The organism is Actinospica sp. (assembly GCF_035552695.1).
Classification (GTDB): Bacteria; Actinomycetota; Actinomycetes; order Streptomycetales; family Catenulisporaceae; genus Actinospica.
In genome coordinates, this window is record NZ_DASZKT010000189.1 from 1 (window position 1) to 16454 (window position 16454).

The 16454-nt window shown below is 69.1% G+C and carries 11 protein-coding genes; 8 read left to right on the forward strand and 3 right to left on the reverse strand.

What is annotated here, in order from left to right; translation table 11 throughout:
- Positions 1-410: 410 nt before the first annotated feature.
- Positions 411-1535, forward strand: a complete 1125-nt coding sequence (locus tag VG296_RS21905; RefSeq protein ID WP_325568523.1) for a DUF4185 domain-containing protein — start codon at positions 411-413, stop codon at positions 1533-1535.
- A gap of 9 nt (positions 1536-1544) precedes the next feature.
- Here VG296_RS21905 and VG296_RS21910 read toward each other — a convergent pair whose 3' ends face one another.
- Positions 1545-3368, reverse strand: coding sequence for an ABC transporter ATP-binding protein (locus tag VG296_RS21910; RefSeq protein ID WP_325568525.1), 1824 nt, complete (start codon positions 3366-3368; stop codon positions 1545-1547).
- Positions 3369-3580: 212 nt separating this feature from the next.
- Here VG296_RS21910 and VG296_RS21915 point away from each other — a divergent pair, with 212 nt between their 5' ends.
- Positions 3581-6418, forward strand: a complete 2838-nt coding sequence (locus VG296_RS21915; protein ID WP_325568527.1) for an AfsR/SARP family transcriptional regulator — start codon at positions 3581-3583, stop codon at positions 6416-6418.
- Between the two features lie 39 nt (positions 6419-6457).
- Here the strand turns inward: VG296_RS21915 and VG296_RS21920 are convergent, their stop codons facing one another.
- Positions 6458-6757: a putative quinol monooxygenase gene (locus tag VG296_RS21920; protein WP_325568529.1), complete on the reverse strand. Its 300-nt coding sequence runs from the start codon at positions 6755-6757 to the stop codon at positions 6458-6460.
- Positions 6758-7286: 529 nt separating this feature from the next.
- Here VG296_RS21920 and VG296_RS21925 point away from each other — a divergent pair.
- The 5 genes from VG296_RS21925 to VG296_RS21945 all read left to right on the forward strand — a co-directional run bounded on the left by VG296_RS21925 (position 7287) and on the right by VG296_RS21945 (position 12856).
- On the forward strand, positions 7287-8531 hold the full coding sequence (locus VG296_RS21925) for a branched-chain amino acid ABC transporter substrate-binding protein (RefSeq protein ID WP_325568531.1): 1245 nt from the start codon (positions 7287-7289) through the stop codon (positions 8529-8531).
- A gap of 134 nt (positions 8532-8665) precedes the next feature.
- The gene (locus VG296_RS21930; RefSeq protein ID WP_414641120.1) at positions 8666-9565 is read left to right on the forward strand and encodes a branched-chain amino acid ABC transporter permease; all 900 of its coding nucleotides are present in this window, start codon (positions 8666-8668) and stop codon (positions 9563-9565) included.
- A gap of 5 nt (positions 9566-9570) precedes the next feature.
- Positions 9571-11340, forward strand: a complete 1770-nt coding sequence (locus tag VG296_RS21935) for a branched-chain amino acid ABC transporter permease (RefSeq protein WP_325568580.1) — start codon at positions 9571-9573, stop codon at positions 11338-11340.
- Positions 11337-12146: an ABC transporter ATP-binding protein gene (locus VG296_RS21940; protein ID WP_325568534.1), complete on the forward strand. Its 810-nt coding sequence runs from the start codon at positions 11337-11339 to the stop codon at positions 12144-12146. The genes VG296_RS21935 and VG296_RS21940 overlap by 4 nt, the downstream gene beginning before the upstream one ends.
- Positions 12143-12856 (forward strand): ABC transporter ATP-binding protein, encoded by a 714-nt coding sequence (locus VG296_RS21945; protein ID WP_325568536.1) that lies wholly within the window; start codon positions 12143-12145, stop codon positions 12854-12856. The genes VG296_RS21940 and VG296_RS21945 overlap by 4 nt, the downstream gene beginning before the upstream one ends.
- A gap of 79 nt (positions 12857-12935) precedes the next feature.
- Here VG296_RS21945 and VG296_RS21950 read toward each other — a convergent pair whose 3' ends face one another.
- The gene (locus VG296_RS21950) at positions 12936-13460 is read right to left on the reverse strand and encodes a hypothetical protein (RefSeq protein WP_325568538.1); all 525 of its coding nucleotides are present in this window, start codon (positions 13458-13460) and stop codon (positions 12936-12938) included.
- A 133-nt stretch (positions 13461-13593) separates the two neighbouring features.
- On the opposite strand from VG296_RS21950, the gene VG296_RS21955 reads away from it, so the two are divergent.
- Entirely contained in the window at positions 13594-16431 is a 2838-nt protein-coding gene (locus tag VG296_RS21955) for an AfsR/SARP family transcriptional regulator (protein ID WP_325568540.1), read from the forward strand.
- Positions 16432-16454 lie beyond the last annotated feature (23 nt).

Genomic DNA, 16454 nt, shown 5'->3' on the forward strand with positions numbered 1-16454 from the left:
TCGGGCGGACCGGCGAGGCCCGGCAGGCCTTCGACGCCGCGGCCCGGCTCACCGGCAACCAGGCGGAACACGCCTACCTGCTCGCCCGGCGCGACGAGCTCGGCGGGGCGATCGGGTGACCGCCCGGGCCGCTGTGCGTGAACGGCTTCGCCGGCGAACCAGGGAGCCTGAGCAGCCGAGCCGAGTCGGTCAGCCTCCTGCGGCGATCGCGGCGGCGGGCCCGCCGATCTCGGTCCAGTCCGTGATGCCCGGAGCTGATCGCAGCCCCGGGCACGGGCACCGGTATCCGTGAACGAACTACAGGGCGCAGTACGCGTTGACGAGCGCGGCCTGCGTGTCGGCCTGGCCCTGGGTGTTCTCGATCCCGTGGTACTCGTTGGCCGCCAGAAGCACCTGCTGGGTGCCGTCGTGTGAGCCGACGATCAGCGATCAAGGTGGGCCTCGGCGTAGCGGCGGGAACCGGTCTGGCGATCGGCAGCCCGTTCGGCGCCACATCAGCGTCGGCGGCGCAGAACGGGACGGCGCTCTGCGACAACTCGGGAGACTCGGCGAGCGTGCAGGGGCTCGGCTCCGGCGACCTCTGCATCCCGTACTACCGGGGGCACGACGGGACCTGGGGCTACGTCTGGGGCGACTCGTACTCCGGGATGGACCAGGCGAACGGGACCTACCTCGGTTCGCCGGCGATGCTCTGCCAGAACAGCTTCGACTCGTCCGGCGGCTCGCCGATCTCGTTCACCTGGGCGATGCCCACCAGCGGGAAGGCGGCCCAGCTCTTCAACTACACCCACAACGCGGACAACGGCTGGGGGTACGAGGTCAGCCGGATCCCGAACGACTGCATCGAGATCAATGGACGTACGTTCATCCAGTACACCTCGGTCAACAACTGGGCCTCGAAGGGCGACGGCTCTCTGCTTTCCGGGATCGCCTACTCCGACGACTACGGCGTGACCTGGCAGGACCTCACCAGCTGGCGCTGGAACGGCAACGCCCGCGGCGTCGACCAGTCGCTGTACATGATGTGGTCGTTCGCGGGCATCGACGCGGACGGCTGGCTGTACATCTTCTCCAAGCGCTGGAACGGCTCACACAACAACGCCGGCGACGGCGGCGCGATCCAGCTCTTCCGCTATCAGCCCACCGACTTCTACAACGGAAACTGGGGCGCGCAGCAGAACTGGGCCTACGTCAACGGCGCCTGGACGTGGACGACCAGCGCGCCGCCGTCGATCATCCTGCAGGGCGACAACATCGGCGAGTTCTCCGTCAAGAACATCGGCGGCACGTACTGCATGAGCTACTTCGACTGCGGCAACTACTCGATCAGCACCCGTACCGCCACCCGTCCCGACAAGGTGTGGACCAACCCCACCGTGCAGATCTCCGGGCTTGTGGTGCCCCACCTCTACGGCGGATACATCCACCCCGGCAGCGCGAACGCCGACTCGCTAACGCTGATCGTCTCCCAGTGGGACGGTACCATCGGCGACCGGCCGTACTGGGCGCTGCAGTACGACGGCATCAACCCTTGATGGGCACTATCAGGCGTTCGCGCCGACCTCCGCGGGGGTCTCGCTGAGGAAGCCGCCCGACTGGTGCTGCCAGAGTTTCGCGTAGGCGCCCTTGGTGGCGAGCAGTTCGTGATGGGTGCCCTGCTCGATGATCCGGCCGCGGTCGAGGACGACGAGCTGGTCCATGCCGGCGACGGTACTCAGGCGGTGCGCGACCACGAGGGCGGTGCGCCCTTCCATCAGCCGCCAGAGTGCCTCCTGGACGAGGATCTCGCTCTCGGAATCCAGGGCGCTGGTTGCTTCGTCGAGCAGCAGGATCGGGGCGTCGCGCAGGATGGCCCGGGCGAGGGCGACGCGCTGGCGTTGCCCGCCGGAGAGCTTCACGCCGCGTTCGCCCACCATCGTGTCGTAGCCGTCCGGCAGGGCGTCGACGAACTCGGCGACGTGCGCGGCCTCGGCCGCGCGGCGGATCTCGGCCTCGGTGGCGCCCGGCCGGGCGAACGCGACGTTGTCGCGCAGCGAACGGTGGAACATCGCCGGGTCCTGGGGCACGTAGGCGATCTGATTGCGCAGGTCGGCCTGGCGCAGGTCGCGGATGTCCTGGCCGCCGATCAGGATCCTGCCGCCGTCGATGTCGGTCATCCGCAGCAGCAGCTTGGTGAGCGTGCTCTTGCCGCCGCCGGACCGGCCCACCAGTCCGATTCTGGCCCCGCTGGGCACGGCCAGGTCAAGCTCCTGAAAAAGCGGCGAGCCGCTGCCGTATCCGAACGTCACCCGCTCGAAGCGGACGTCGGCGGGCCGAGCCGTCAGCGGCTGCGGCTGCACCGGGTCGAGCACGGTCGGGGGCGTGCGCATGAGGGTGGTGAACTGCGCGGCCTCGGTCATCGAGCTTTCCATATTGCGATAGATCCGGCTGAATTCGAACATGATCCGCGTCGCGTTCGAATAGTAGGAGAAGACGACCACGATCGCCGCCACTCCCTGGCCTCGTGTGGCTAGCGTGACCGCCAGCAGCAGGCCGAGGCCGTTGGTCAGCACCGACATCGGCGCGATCAGCGTGTCGACGCGCAGGTTGCTGTAGTCCCACGAGCGCACTGAGAGGTGCTTCGCCTGCGCGACTCGGGAGCGGTGTTCGGCGGCCTCGCGGTCTTCGGCGGCGAAGGCGCGGACGGTGTCCATGTTCGACAGGCTGTCCGCGACATGCCCCGCGACACGGGCGATAGCCGCTTCGCGCGAGTCGACCAGCGCTTGTCGACGGCGAATGATCGGAACCACGGCCAAACTCGTGACCGCGATCATGCCCAAGAGCACGATCACGAGCCACGGGTCGTAGTGCCACAGCACTACCGAGCCGAAGGCCAGCGGGACGAAGTTGCCCACGACCTCGAACACCAGCGTGTCTGCGGTCTGCTCGAACCGGGACGCGAAGCTCAGGACGCGCTTCGTCAGCGAGCCGGCGAAGTTGTCATGGAAGAACGCGGAGTCCTTGGCGAACAGCTCGTCCAGGCCCACCACATACAGGTGTTCGATGCCGAGGGCGTCGAGGCGGTTCAGATAGTGCATGCCGATTCGCCAGAGCACCTCGGAGAACAGCAGAATGCCGGTGAACCCGAGCACATAGGGAAACGCCGCGCCGAGAGTGAGGTGGGCATTTTCGGTGATTCGGGTGACAAGCCGCGCCACGAGCAGCGGTGCGAGGTAGAGGACACCGATGTTGCCCAAGGCGGGCCCCAGCATGGCCGGCAGCGTGAGCCGCCAGAGCCTGGTCAGCTCGCGCCGGTAATAGCGCACCGCGAGCATCACCGAACCCTTGTCCGGTTTCTCCTCGCTCTCGTCCTCGCGTGAAATGCCCATCACGCCGCCTCCTCATCATGTCCCAGGATTGAGCGGCATGCCGCCGTCAGAGCTCTCAGTCTCCCGTGACGGCCGCGGAGTCGTCCAAGGGTTTTCGAAGCGCTCCGCGGTCAGCGACGCTCTCCATGCGCCCTTGAACGGGATGGCTCAGTAGAGTCGGGCACCAAAGTCGAGTCGTGGCGTCTCGCTTCTGGGTTGGGAGTGCGCGAACGATGGAACATGTGCGGTTCGCCGTTTTGGGTCCGGTTCGCGCCTGGCGGGGAGACGCGGAGGTGAAGCTGGGGTCGCCTCAGCAGCGTGCGGTGTTGGCGATGTTGCTCGTGCATGAGGGCGCGCAGGTGACATCGGAGGGTCTGGTCGACGGAGTGTGGGGGGATCGGGCGCCGGACACCGCGTTTCATGTGATCCGCGTGTACGTTCACCGGCTGCGGCAGGCGTTGGGGCGGGAAGAGCCGGGGCAGATCAGGTCGGTGGGCGGCGGATACGCCCTGGATGTCGATGCGCAACTGTGCGATCTGACGCGCTTCACGCAGTTGCTCGCCGAGGCTCGGCAGGCCCGCGCGGACGGGAATCCGGCCGTCGCGACGGATCTGTACGCCGAGGGTCTTGAGTTGTGGACCGGACCTGCGCTCGCGGGCGTGCCCGGACCGTATGCCGCCACGCAGCGCGGCCGGTTGAAAGAGCTGCGGCTGAGCGCGCAGGAGGAGCACCTGGCGGCCGTCATGGACCTCCGACGGTATGATCAGGCCGCCACGGAGCTTTCCGCGCTGGCCGAGGCCCATCCGCTGCGTGAGCGCCTGCGGGAGTTGCAGATGCTCGCGCTCTACGGCGCCGGTCGGCAGGCCGAGGCGCTCGAGGCGTTCGGGAGGACCCGGCTGCTGCTGAGGGAGGAGCTGGGGGTCGATCCCGGGCCCGGCCTGCGCGCGATGCACGAGCGCATCCTGGCGATGGACCCCGACCTGCTCGAACCCGCGCCCGCACCGGCTCCGGCACCCGCGGCGACCCTAGCGGCCCCAACAGCCGCACCGGCCGGTCCCGGCACGCCCGTCCCGGCACAGCTGCCGGCCGACGTGGCCCATTTCACCGGGCGCGCCGAGCACTTCGCGGCCTTGACCGCGCTGGCCGGCCGGGCCGGGGCCACGGTGGTGGTCTCGGCGATCGGCGGTTCCGCGGGGATCGGCAAGACCGCGCTCACGGTGCACTGGGCGCACCGGAATGCCGGGCTGTTCCCCGACGGCGCGCTGTATGCAAACCTTCGAGGTTTCGATCCCACGGGCTCCCCGATGGCGGCCGGGGCGGTGGTCCGCGGGTTCATCGACGCCCTCGGCGTGCCCGCCGCGCGGGTCCCCTCCGGTCCCGAGGCCCAGGCCGGGCTGTATCGCAGCCTGCTGTCCGGCAAGCGGATGCTGATCCTGCTCGACAACGCCCGCGACGCCGACCAGGTCAGGCCGCTGCTTCCCGGCACGCCCGGCTGCCTGGTGCTGATCACCAGCCGCGACCAGCTCGCGGGACTGGTCGCGGTCGACGGCGCGCACAGCCTGACCCTGGATCTGCTCGCCCCGCACGAGGCCCGCGACCTGCTGGCCGGCCGGCTGGGCGACGAGCGCGCGGATGCCGAACCCGGCACCGTGGACGAGCTGATCGAACTGTGCGCGCGGCTGCCGCTGGCGTTGAACATCACCGCCGCCCGCGCCGCCGCCCGACCCGGCTTCCCGCTGGCCGTGTTCGCCGCCGAGTTGCGCGAGGCCCGCGACCGGCTCGCCGTCCTGGACGCCGGCGACCCGGCGGCGGACGTGCGCACGGTCTTCTCCTGGTCCTACCAGACCCTCGGTGACGCCGCCGCCCGAATGTTCCGGCTCTTGGGCGTGCACCCCGGCCCTGACTTCACCGTTCCGGCCGCCGCCAGCCTCGCCGCCGTCGACCACGACGTGGCACGCGCCGCCATAGACGAACTCACCCGCGCGCACCTGCTGATCGAGCACCTTCCCGGCCGCTATACCTTCCACGACCTGCTCCGCCTCTACGCCGCCGAACAAGCCCGAACCCTCGACGCCGACGAAGATCGCGACCAGGCACTACGCCGGGTACTTGACCACTACCTGCACACCGCCTACTCCGCCTCACTGCTCCTGGATCCGGTTCGAGTCCCGAGCGATCTGGCCGCACCCGAACCCGGTGTCACGCTCGAAGCCCTCGCCGACTCCCGCCAGGCATGGGACTGGTGCGCCGCCGAACACCAGGCACTGCTCTCCGCCATCGCCCAAGCCGCCGCACACGGCCTCGACATCCACGTCTGCCAATTCTCCTGGAGTCTGACGATCTACCTCGAGCAGGGCGGATTCTGGCATGACTACCGAGCCATCCAGACCGAAGCAGTGGCCGCCGCCCGACGCCTCGGCGACCTCGCCAAGATGGCCGGCGCGCACCGCCGGCTGGCCCACGCGTACGTGCTGACCGAGGACTATCCTGCCGCCCACACCCACCTTGACCAGGCCGCCGAGCTCTACCGGCAGCTCGGCAGTCCGTCCGACCAGGCCCGCGTCCACCACACGCGGAGAATGCTGTACGACGGCCAGGGCCTGCACCGCGAAGCGCTCGAGCAGGCGGAGTCGGCCCTGGCGCTCTACCGCGAGGCCGGAGACCGCTTCGGGCAGGCCAACACCCTCAACGTGATCGGCTGGTTCCACTCGCAACTCGGCGACCATCAGCGAGCACTGACACTCTGCCGGGAAGCACTGGAACTGTGCCGGAGCGTGCAGAACAGCGAGCCGATTCAGGGCCGGACCTGGGACAGCCTGGGTTACGTCCACCACCAGCTCGGCCAGTACCGGCAAGCCGTCGAAGCCTACCGCCGCGGCCTCGTCATACTGCGCGAGACCAACCATCCCTACGACGAAGCCTGCTCCCTCACCAACCTCGGCGATACGTACCTCGCCGGCGGCGACCACGACGCCGCCCGCACGGTATGGGAACAAGCCCAGACCATCTTCGAGGACCTCAGGCGCTCCGAGGCCGAGGACGTCCGCCGGAAACTCAAAGGCCTTACCTGAGCCGCCGGAAGAAGACGGCTCGACCGTCAGGTTCCTGTTTCAGGCGACCGGGTTCAGGACCGTGACGACGCGGGGCTTGGCGTACATCGACTCGCTCAGCTCGAGGTACGACTTGAAGTACTCCTGCTGCAACACCACGTCCCGGTACTCTTCGAGGTCGCGCCAGCGCTCGAGGAGCACGAACGTTCCCGGCTCGTCCACCACCTCCTGCGCGTGCAGGAAGAGGCAACCCGGTTCCTCGCGGGCCTGGAGGAGGACCTCGCCCACCGCCTCGATGAAGGCCTCGCGGCACTCCGGCCTGATATAGAGCATGAGCATCGCCGTAATGGGCATAGCCATGGTGCGGTCCCACTTTCTTTCCGTCCAGGGAAAGCTGTGCGCCACCGCGCCGTCGGCGGGACGGGCGGTGGCCGGACCAGTCGACCACGCGCGGATCCGGCGGCGAACGGCGATGCCCGAACGGGCAGTAAGCCTTGCCCTCCCGGCCATCGACGGCCGGGGCCCGCCGCGCGTTGATCAGCCGTCTATTTTTCGTTGACCGGCTCAGACCACGATGATGCGCGACGACGAATCCCCCATGTTGCCCGCCGCGTACTCCCCTACCGGTCGGCCGACGTGTACGTCGGCGGTCAACAGCCGCTCCCGACCCGCGGAGCGGCGGTTCCGCACGCTCCCCACCACAGAGCGGCGGCGCGAAGGACGGGGCGTACTCGGGGTTCCGGGCAGAAGGCACCTCGCCCAATGACGGGCGGCGGGGGTTCCCCGATCCGGTGACCGAAGTCATGCCTCTCGCTGCCATCACTGCCTTCGACGATGCTCCGGCATCAGCCGTTCCCGCGGGCAAATACAACAATGAAGGAGTTTCATCATGTTTCGACGCCACGTGGCGACACTTGGCGCCCTCGCGGGCGTATGCGCCTTGGCCGTCACCGGCTGCGGCAGCCGTGCCGCGTCAGTCGCGTCCAGTGGTTCGTCAGGGTCCGGCGACACCGTCGTGCAGATCGGTGTGGACTCGCCGCTGACGGGTTCCCTGCAGGCGCCCGGCCAGGGCCTCAGATACTCCGCGCAGCTCGCCGTGAACATCGCCAACAAGGAGAAGGAGGTCCCCGGCGTCACGTTCCAGCTGGTGGCGAAGGACGACGAGGCCACGGCGAGCATCGGCGAGCAGAACGCCACCGCCTTCGTCGCCGACTCCGGCGTCGTGGGCGTGGTCGGGCCGATGAACTCCTCCGTGGCCCAGTCCGAGCAGTCGGTGTTCAACGCGGCGAACATGGTCGAGGTCTCCCCCGCGACCACGAACCCGTCGCTCTCGCAGGGCCCGAACTGGAAGACCGCCCCGTCGCGGCCGTACAAGTCCTTCTTCCGCGACATCACCACGGACGCGGTCCAGGGTCCGTTCGCCGCCGACTACGTGTACAAGACGCTCGGCATCCACACCGTGGCCACGGTGGACGACGGCCAGACCTACGGCGTCGGCCTGGTGGAGACCTTCACCCAGGAGTTCACGAGGCTCGGCGGCAAGGTGACCGTGGCGCAGACGGCGACGCCGACGACCACCGACTACACGTCCGTGATCAGCGCCATCCGCAGTTCCAGCGCGCAGCTCGTCTACTACGGCGGCTCGTACCCGGCCGGAGCCCCGCTGACCAAGCAGCTCAAGGCCGGCGGCCTGAACATTCCGGAGATGGGCGGGGACGGCAACGACGACCCGACCTACATCCGCACGGCGGGAAGCGCCGCGAACGGTGACTACGCGACGCTCCCCGGCGCCGCGCTGACCTCGCTGTCGACGGCGAAGACCTTCATATCCGAGTACCAGGCGGCGAATTTCCCGGTGCAGTACGGGATCTACGGCGGCACGACGTACGACGCCACCTGGTCGCTCATCCTCGCGGTCAAGACGGCGCTGTCCGCGGACGGCGGGAAGATGCCGTCCGCCGACACCTTCCGCTCGCAGGTCGAGGGCGCCGAGCAGAACGTCTCGTTCAACGGCGTGACCGGCCCGGTCTCCTTCGACAAGTACGGCGACACCGGCGACAGGGTCATCACCATGTACAAGATCCAGAACGGCTCGTGGGGCGACGGGGTGTACTCCGCCGCCTTCGCCGGCTGACGGGACGGCGGACCGCGCCCGGCGCGGTCCGCCTCCTCCGCCCCGTCCCCGAATCGCCTTGAAGCAAGGAAACCTACAGCGTGTCCGTCACAATCCTTCTTCAACTGGTTGAGAACGGCCTCGTGCTGGGTGCGATGTACGGACTGATCGCAGTCGGCTACACGATGGTTTACGGCGTCATCCAGTTGATCAACTTCGCGCACGGCGAGATCTTCATGCTCGGCGGCTTCGGCGCGCTCACCGTCTACGCCTGGATCCCGGGCGTGGCCCACCTGCCGCTGCTCGCCGCGCTCCCCCTCATGCTGATCGGCGGCGTCGCGGTGTCCGTGGTCGTCGCGGTCGGGGCGGAACGCCTCGCGTACCGGCCGCTGCGCACGGCGCCCCGGCTCGCCCCGCTGATCACCGCGATCGGGCTCTCCCTCGCCCTGCAGCAGGTCGTCTCGCTGTGGTACCGGCTGCCCGGCGGCGTGAACGCGAAGGGCCCGGTGTCCTTTCCCTCGTTCAGCGGCAAGGCCTTCAACCTCGGCGGCGTGCTCGTCCAGCCCGCCGACATCTTCACGCTGGCGGCGGCCGCGGTGTGCATGGCCGGCCTCACGTGGTTCGTCGAGCGCACCCGGGGCGGCCGCGCGATCCAGGCGACCGCGCAGGATCCGGACACGGCGCGGCTGATGGGCATCGACACGGACCGGATGATCGTGCTGTCGTTCGCGATCGGTGCCGCGCTGGCCGCGGTCGCCGCGATCACCCAGGGGCTGCGCTATGGACAGATCTCCTTCGACATGGGCTTCGTCGCCGGCCTCAAGGCCTTCACCGCGGCGGTGCTCGGCGGCATCGGCAACGTACGCGGATCGATGCTCGGCGGGATCGTTCTCGGCCTGGTCGAGGAACTCTCCAGCGGAGTCCTCGCCCACTTCCACACCACGGCGCAGTACGGCCAAGCCTGGGCGGATGTCTGGGCGTTCGTACTGCTCATCCTCGTGCTGCTGGTGCGGCCGCAGGGCCTCCTCGGCGAGCGCGTCGCGGATCGGGCGTGACTGCGATGAACAAGGCCTCTAAGGCTTCTTACACCGACTCGGCAGCACGCGGTTTCCGGCGCGTCCGCGGACACGTCGATCCCCGCGCGGCGAAGGCCCTGATCGCCGTCGGCTCTCTCGGCGCGGCCGCCTCCACCTTTCTCGCCTGGACCTGGACGGCGGCTTTCCCCGGCGATCTGGCCGTCTACGGCTACCCGGGCGGCAACCAGCTGATCACGCTCATAGTCAGCATCCTGACGCTCTTCGCCCTCGGTTCCGCTGTCGGAGCATCGGGCCTGACCGGGACGCGTTGGCTCGTGCCGCGCGGCCGAGTGCGGCTGCTGCGCGGACTCGCGCTGGCCAACGCCGCCTCCACCTGGTACGTGCTGATCGCCATCGCGTGGGAGCTGGGCGGCTTGGCCAACCTCGTCGCGGGCGCTTGGGTCGCCGGTCTCACCGTCCTGCTACCCGTGGTCGGCGCCTATCTATTGCCCAAGGACGTCCGCGCTCCGGCACCGCCGCGGCCCGCGCCGCGTCCGGTGCAGGTCGGCGTGATCTTCCTCGTCGTACTGCTCGGGCTGCTCGTGGCGGACTTCGGCATCAGCACCGGTTACGCCGAGGAGTTCATCGGCTTCTGCCTCGCCGCGGGCTTCGCCGGCCGGGGCTTGGCCGTGTCCGGCGTCTTCGAGCGGTTCAGCGCGCTGACGGCGAGGAACCGCGCCGCCACCGGTTGCGCATGCCTGGTGGCCGCGGTGTTGTTCGCGTTCTTGCAGACGAGCGACGCCTACACCACCGTGGCTGACAACATCCTGATCTTCGCGACGGTCGCGCTCGGCTTGAACATCGTCGTCGGACTCGCCGGGCTGCTCGACGTGGGCTACGTGGCCTTCCTAGGCGTCGGCGCGTACACGGCCGCGCTGGTCTCCGGCACCGCGGCGTCCCGATTCTCGGGCGTGGTGCTGCCGTTCTGGGCGCAGGCGGTGATCGGTGTCCTGGTGGCCGTGGTGGCCGGCCTGATCATCGGCGCGCCCACGCTGCGCCTGCGCGGCGACTACCTCGCGATCGTCACACTGGGCTTCGGCGAGATCTTCCGCATCACGATGAACAACCTCGACGGACAGTCAGGCCCGCAGATCACGAACGGCCCCGAAGGCATCTACGGCATCCCGGACCTGCGCATATTCGGATACGACTTCGGGCAGACGCACACCATCCTCGGCCACGCCTTCGGCAGGTTCGCCAACTACTACCTGCTGCTGATCGCGGTGACCGCCCTCGTGGTCTTCATCTTCTCCCGGGTCAACGAGTCGCGGATCGGCCGGGCCTGGGCGGCGATCCGGGAGGATGAGACGGCCGCCGAGGCGATGGGCGTGCACGGGTACCGGTTCAAGCTGCTCGCCTTCGGGCTCGGCGCGGGCCTGGCGGGGCTCGCCGGCACCATCCAGGGCCATCTGACCTCCACCGTCACCCCGGACCAGTACACCTTCAGCGCCTCCGCGCCGCCGAACTCCGCCTTCCTGCTGGCCGCGGTGGTACTCGGCGGAATGGGAACGGTCAGCGGCCCGCTCCTCGGCGCGGCGCTGCTCTACCTGATCCCCTACAAGCTCCAGTTCTTCAGCGACAAGCAGTTGCTGCTGTTCGGCCTCGCCCTGGTGGTGATGATGCGGCTGCGACCGGAGGGCCTCATCGCCGATCGACGTCGGAAATTGGAGCTGCACGCCCAACAGTCGCTTCCGGCCGGCGAGCAGCGGGAAGCCGTCGGCACGGACCTGCAGGAAGTCGAGGCGAACGCATGAGCGCCCTGCTGACCCAGAGCACGGCGACGCCGATTCTGGAGGCGCGTGGAGTGACGATGCGCTTCGGCGGCCTCACCGCGGTCAACGGCGTGGACCTGAGTGTCGCCGCGGGCGAGATCGTCGGGCTGATCGGCCCCAACGGAGCCGGCAAGACCACCTTCTTCAACTGCCTGACCGGCCTCTACACCCCGACATCCGGCTCGATCAACTTCCGCGGCAAGCAGCTGCCCGCCAAGCCGTACCGGGTCGCCGCGGCGGGAGTATCGCGCACGTTCCAGAACATCAGGCTGTTTCCGAACATGACCGCGTTGGAGAACGTCATGGTCGGGCACCACTGTCGCAGCAGGCAGGGTCTGTTGTCCGCGATCGGACGCGGCCCGCGCTATCGCAGCACCGAGCGTGCGGCGCGGACGCGGTCGGAGGAGCTGCTCGAGTTCCTCGGCTTGGCGAAGCACGCGCCCGTCCTGGCACGCAACCTCGCCTACGGTGATCAGCGAAAGCTGGAAATCGCCCGCGCCCTGGCGAGCGACCCCGGCCTCCTGCTGCTGGACGAGCCGACGGCCGGGATGAACCCGAGCGAGACACTCGCGCTGCGCGAAACGGTCTTCAGGATCAGAGACAGCGGCCTGTCCATCGTCGTCATCGAGCACGACATGCGGTTCATCTTCAACCTCTGCGACCGGGTCGTCGTACTCGTACAAGGCAGCAAGCTGACCGAAGGAACTCCCGATCAGGTCAGGGCGGACGAGCGGGTGGTCGCCACGTACCTCGGAACGCCGTACCAGGAGGTGGACGAAGTCCGATGACGGCTCTTCTGAAGGTCCAGGACCTGCACGTCGCCTACGGTGAGATCGAGGCCGTCAAGGGGATCTCGCTGGAGGTGGAGCAGGGGCAGACGGTCGCGCTGCTCGGAACCAACGGCGCCGGCAAGACGACGACGCTGCGCACGCTCTCCGGGCTGCTCCGGCCCACTGCCGGGATGATCCGCTTCGAAGACCACGCGATCGAGCGCACCCCGGCGCACCGGATCGTCGGGTTGGGACTCGCGCACTGTCCGGAAGCGCGGCGCATCTTCCCGCGCATGTCGGTCGAGGAGAACCTGCGGCTCGGCGCGTTCCTGCGGCGCAACGCCGACCTCAGCTCGGACCTGGACCAGGCCTACGAGCGCTTTCCCATCCTGGGCCAGCGCCGCGATCAGGCGGCCGGGCTGCTGTCCGGAGGCGAGCAGCAGATGCTGGCCATCGCCAGGGCTCTGATGTGCCACCCGAGGCTACTGATGCTCGACGAACCGTCCATGGGGCTGTCACCGATCATGATGCAGCAGATCATGCGGACCATCGCGGAACTGAAGGCCGCGGGAACGACGATCCTGCTGGTCGAGCAGAACGCCCAGTCCGCACTCTCGATAGCCGACTACGCATACGTCCTCGAGACAGGCAGGATCGTCCTCGAGGGCACCGGCGCCCAACTGCTCGCCGACCAGCGCGTGCGCGACACGTACCTCGGCGAGGGCTGATCACGATTCTCGACCCGTCCCGGGTGCGTTCCGGCGGGGAACCCGGGACGGGTCGAGTGCCGTCGACGTGTTGAATCTTTCAGCGCGACCCGGTGTCCGCGCCGGCCGCGTCCTCCGGATTGATCACGACCACGAAGTCGGGCAGCGCGTTCGGCGACGGCTTCCCGTCGCCGTCGCGGCTGTCGGGCTCGGACTCCCAGTCGATGCGTGTCACCACGACGCTCCACCGGCCGGCGGGCAGGTCGACACGCAAGCCGACATCCTGGCTGTCGCCGACGTATTCGATGCCGCTGATCATCGCGGCACCGGCGGAGACGAAGAGATGGGGGCCGGTGACGGTGCCGCGGTACCGCGCTTCACGTTCGTCCAGCCGAGCCGGCGCCGTCGCCGAGCCGATCCGCACGACGAGCTGGTAGACGCCGTCCGCGTCGTGGAACGAGACGATCGCTCCCGCGTCCTCGTGGTCTTCCAGCTCGTCGAACACCTCCGACTCCCAGCTGTCGAAGTCGTCGATCTCGTGGAACTTCGCCGGGTCCCACAACGCGAAGAAGCCCGCATCGGTGACGACACCGCCCCTGCCTCCGTCCGCACCCAATTCGATCATGCGTTGCTCCACTCCCCTTCCGACTGACAGGCCACACGACTGCGCCGACCGTATCCGAAGCTCCTGACGCCCTGTCGGAGACCAGTAGCATGATCTCCGATACAACGACCGCCTTTGTGGTTGGGAGTATGTCGTGCAGGACGTGCGGTTCGCGGTTCTGGGTCCGGTTCGGGCCTGGCAGGGGCAGGCGGAGTTGGGGTTGGGATCCCCGCAGCAGCGTGCCGTGCTCGCGACGCTGCTGGTGCACCAGGGCGCCCAGGTGACCTCGGAGGGCCTGATCGACGCGATCTGGGGTGAGCAGCCGCCGGCCAGCGCGATGCACGCGATCCGCGTCTACATCCACCGGCTGCGGCTTGCCCTCGGACGCGAAGGACCAGGCGAGATCAGGTTCGTGGGCGGCGGATACGCCCTCGACCTGGATACGCGAGCATGCGACCTGACGCGCTTCAACCGACTGATCACCGAGGCCCGCCACACCCGCGAGGACGCGGACCCGGCCGCCGCGGCCGACCTCTACGCCCAGGCGCTGGCCCTGTGGACCGGCCCCGCGCTCGCCGGCATCCCCGGACCCTACGCAGTCGCGCAACGCACCCGGCTCAACGAACTACGCCTCACCGCCCAGGAAGAACACCTCGCCACCCTCGTCGACCTCGGCTCCTACGACCAGGCCGCCACCGACCTCGCCACGTTGACCGCGGCCCACCCGCTGCGCGAACGCCTGCGGGAACTGCAGATGCTCGCGCTCTACCGCGCCGGCAGGCAAGCCGAGGCGCTCGATGCCTACCAGCAGACCCGCCTGCTGCTCGACGAGGAACTGGGAGTCGACCCCGGACCCGGACTGCGCGCGATCCACCAGCGGATCCTGGCCATGGACCCCACCCTGCTCACCCCCGCACCCGCACCGGCACCAGCCCCCTCCCGCGCACCCGCCGACGTCGCCGCGCCCACACCCGTACCGGCGCAACTGCCGGCCGACATCGCCCACTTCACCGGACGCGCCGACCACGTTCGAGCCCTGACCACGCTGGCCGCACAGGCCGCGCGCACCGTCGTGGTCACCGCCATCGGCGGCACCGCCGGAATCGGCAAGACCGCCCTCGCCGTGCACTGGGCCCACCGCCACGCCGCCCAGTTCCCCGACGGCGCGCTCTACGTCAACCTGCGCGGCTTCGATCCCGCCGGCCCACCGCTGCCGGCCACGACCGCACTGCGCGGATTCCTCGACGTCCTCGCCGTGCCGAGCGCCCGGATCCCGGCCGGCCTCGAAGCACAAGCCGGGCTGTATCGCAGCACTCTGTCCGGCAAACGCGTCCTCATCGTGCTCGACAACGCCCACGACCCCGAGCAGGTCAGGCCCCTGCTTCCCGGCACGCCCGGCTGCCTGGTCCTGGTCACCAGCCGCGACAAGCTCACCGGACTGATCGCGCTCGACGGCGCCCACAGCCTGACTCTGGACCTGCTCACCGCGCACGAAGCCCGCGAACTGCTCACCCGCCGCCTCGGCGCGGCGCGGGTGGAGGCCGACGACACCACCGAAGAACTCATCGAACTGTGCGCGTACCTGCCGCTGGCCCTGAACATCACCGCCGCTCGCGCCGCCATGCGCCCTGGCTTCCCGCTCAGTGCCTTCGCCGCCGAACTTCGCGAGGCCCGCGGCCGGCTCTCCGCCCTCGACGTCGGCGACCCCGCCGCGAACGTGCGCGCGGTCTTCTCCTGGTCCTACCAGGCTCTGGGCGACGCGGCCGCCCGGCTGTTCCGGCTGCTGGGCACGCATCCCGGTCCTGACATCACCGTCCCGGCCGCCGCCAGCCTCGCCGCCGTCGACCGCGACCGGGCACGCGCCGCCCTGGACGAACTCACCCGCGCCCACCTGCTCACCGAACACACTCCCGGCCGCTACACCTTCCACGACCTGCTCCGCCTCTACGCCACCGAGCAGACCCACACCCACGACACCGACCAAGAGCGCGAACAGGCGCTGCGCCGAGCACTCGACCACTACGTCCACACCGCGTACGACGCCACCCGAGTACTCAACTCGTACGGATTTCCGACATCCGTCCCCCAACTCGAGCCCGGCGTGACCCCGGAGGCCCTCGCCGACAACCAGCAGGCATGGGACTGGTTCACCGCCGAACACCCGGTCGTGCTCGCCGCCATCACCCGAGCCGCCGCCCACGGCCTGGACACCCACGTCTGCCGGCTCGCCGAGTTCGTGTCGATCTTCCTCTTCCGGGGCGGGCACTGGCACGACTACCGGGCCACCCAGACCGACGCGTTGGCCGCCGCCGAGCGCCGCGGCGACCTGACCGATCAGGCCCATGCGCACCGCCACCTGGGCCAGGCCCACGTCTTCGCCCAGAACCACCCGGAGGCCCAAGCCCGTCTCGAGTCCGCCGCAGCGCTCTACCGGCAGGTCGGAGACCTCATCGGCCAGGCCCGTGTCAACTACATGCTGGGGACGCTGCTCCGCGGACAGGGCCGCTATCAAGAATCGATCGAACACGTGCAGCGGGCGCTGTCGGCCTACCGCGAGGCCGGAGACCGCCTCGGACAGGCCGGCATGCTCAACTCGATCGGCTGGACCTATTCGCAGCTCGGCGACTACGAGCAGGCGGTGGCCTACTGCCAGGATGCCCTGGCCTGCTGCCGAGAGGCGCCGGAAGCGGATCGCGGTCCGTCCAGCCAGGTCCTCGAGGCCGGCATCCGGGACAGCCTCGGCCACGCCCACCACCACCTCGGCCACCACAGGCAGGCGATCGAGTGCTACCGCCAGGCCCTCGACCTGTTCAGCATGGCCAGGAACCGCTATGAGCAAGCCGGCACCCTCTCCCGCCTCGGCGACGCGTACGACGCCACCGGCGACCACGACGCCGCCCGAGATGTCTGGGAACAAGCCGAGACCATCTTCGAGGAGCTCCAGCACTCCGATGTCGAGGACGTCCGCCGGAAACTCAAAGGCCTCGGCTGAGCATTTCAGCTGCGGCGCGATCA

Excerpts from the sequence above, each read along its gene's own strand:
- VG296_RS21910 (WP_325568525.1), bottom strand. The coding sequence starts at position 3,368 with ATGGGCATTTCACGCGAGGACGAGAGCGAGGAGAAACCGGACAAGGGT.
- VG296_RS21935 (WP_325568580.1), top strand. The coding sequence starts at position 9,571 with ATGAACAAGGCCTCTAAGGCTTCTTACACCGACTCGGCAGCACGCGGT.
- VG296_RS21915 (WP_325568527.1), top strand. The coding sequence starts at position 3,581 with ATGGAACATGTGCGGTTCGCCGTTTTGGGTCCGGTTCGCGCCTGGCGG.
- VG296_RS21930 (WP_414641120.1), top strand. The coding sequence starts at position 8,666 with ATGTACGGACTGATCGCAGTCGGCTACACGATGGTTTACGGCGTCATC.
- VG296_RS21925 (WP_325568531.1), top strand. The coding sequence starts at position 7,287 with ATGTTTCGACGCCACGTGGCGACACTTGGCGCCCTCGCGGGCGTATGC.
- VG296_RS21950 (WP_325568538.1), bottom strand. The coding sequence starts at position 13,460 with ATGATCGAATTGGGTGCGGACGGAGGCAGGGGCGGTGTCGTCACCGAT.
- VG296_RS21940 (WP_325568534.1), top strand. The coding sequence starts at position 11,337 with ATGAGCGCCCTGCTGACCCAGAGCACGGCGACGCCGATTCTGGAGGCG.
- VG296_RS21920 (WP_325568529.1), bottom strand. The coding sequence starts at position 6,757 with ATGGCTATGCCCATTACGGCGATGCTCATGCTCTATATCAGGCCGGAG.
- VG296_RS21945 (WP_325568536.1), top strand. The coding sequence starts at position 12,143 with ATGACGGCTCTTCTGAAGGTCCAGGACCTGCACGTCGCCTACGGTGAG.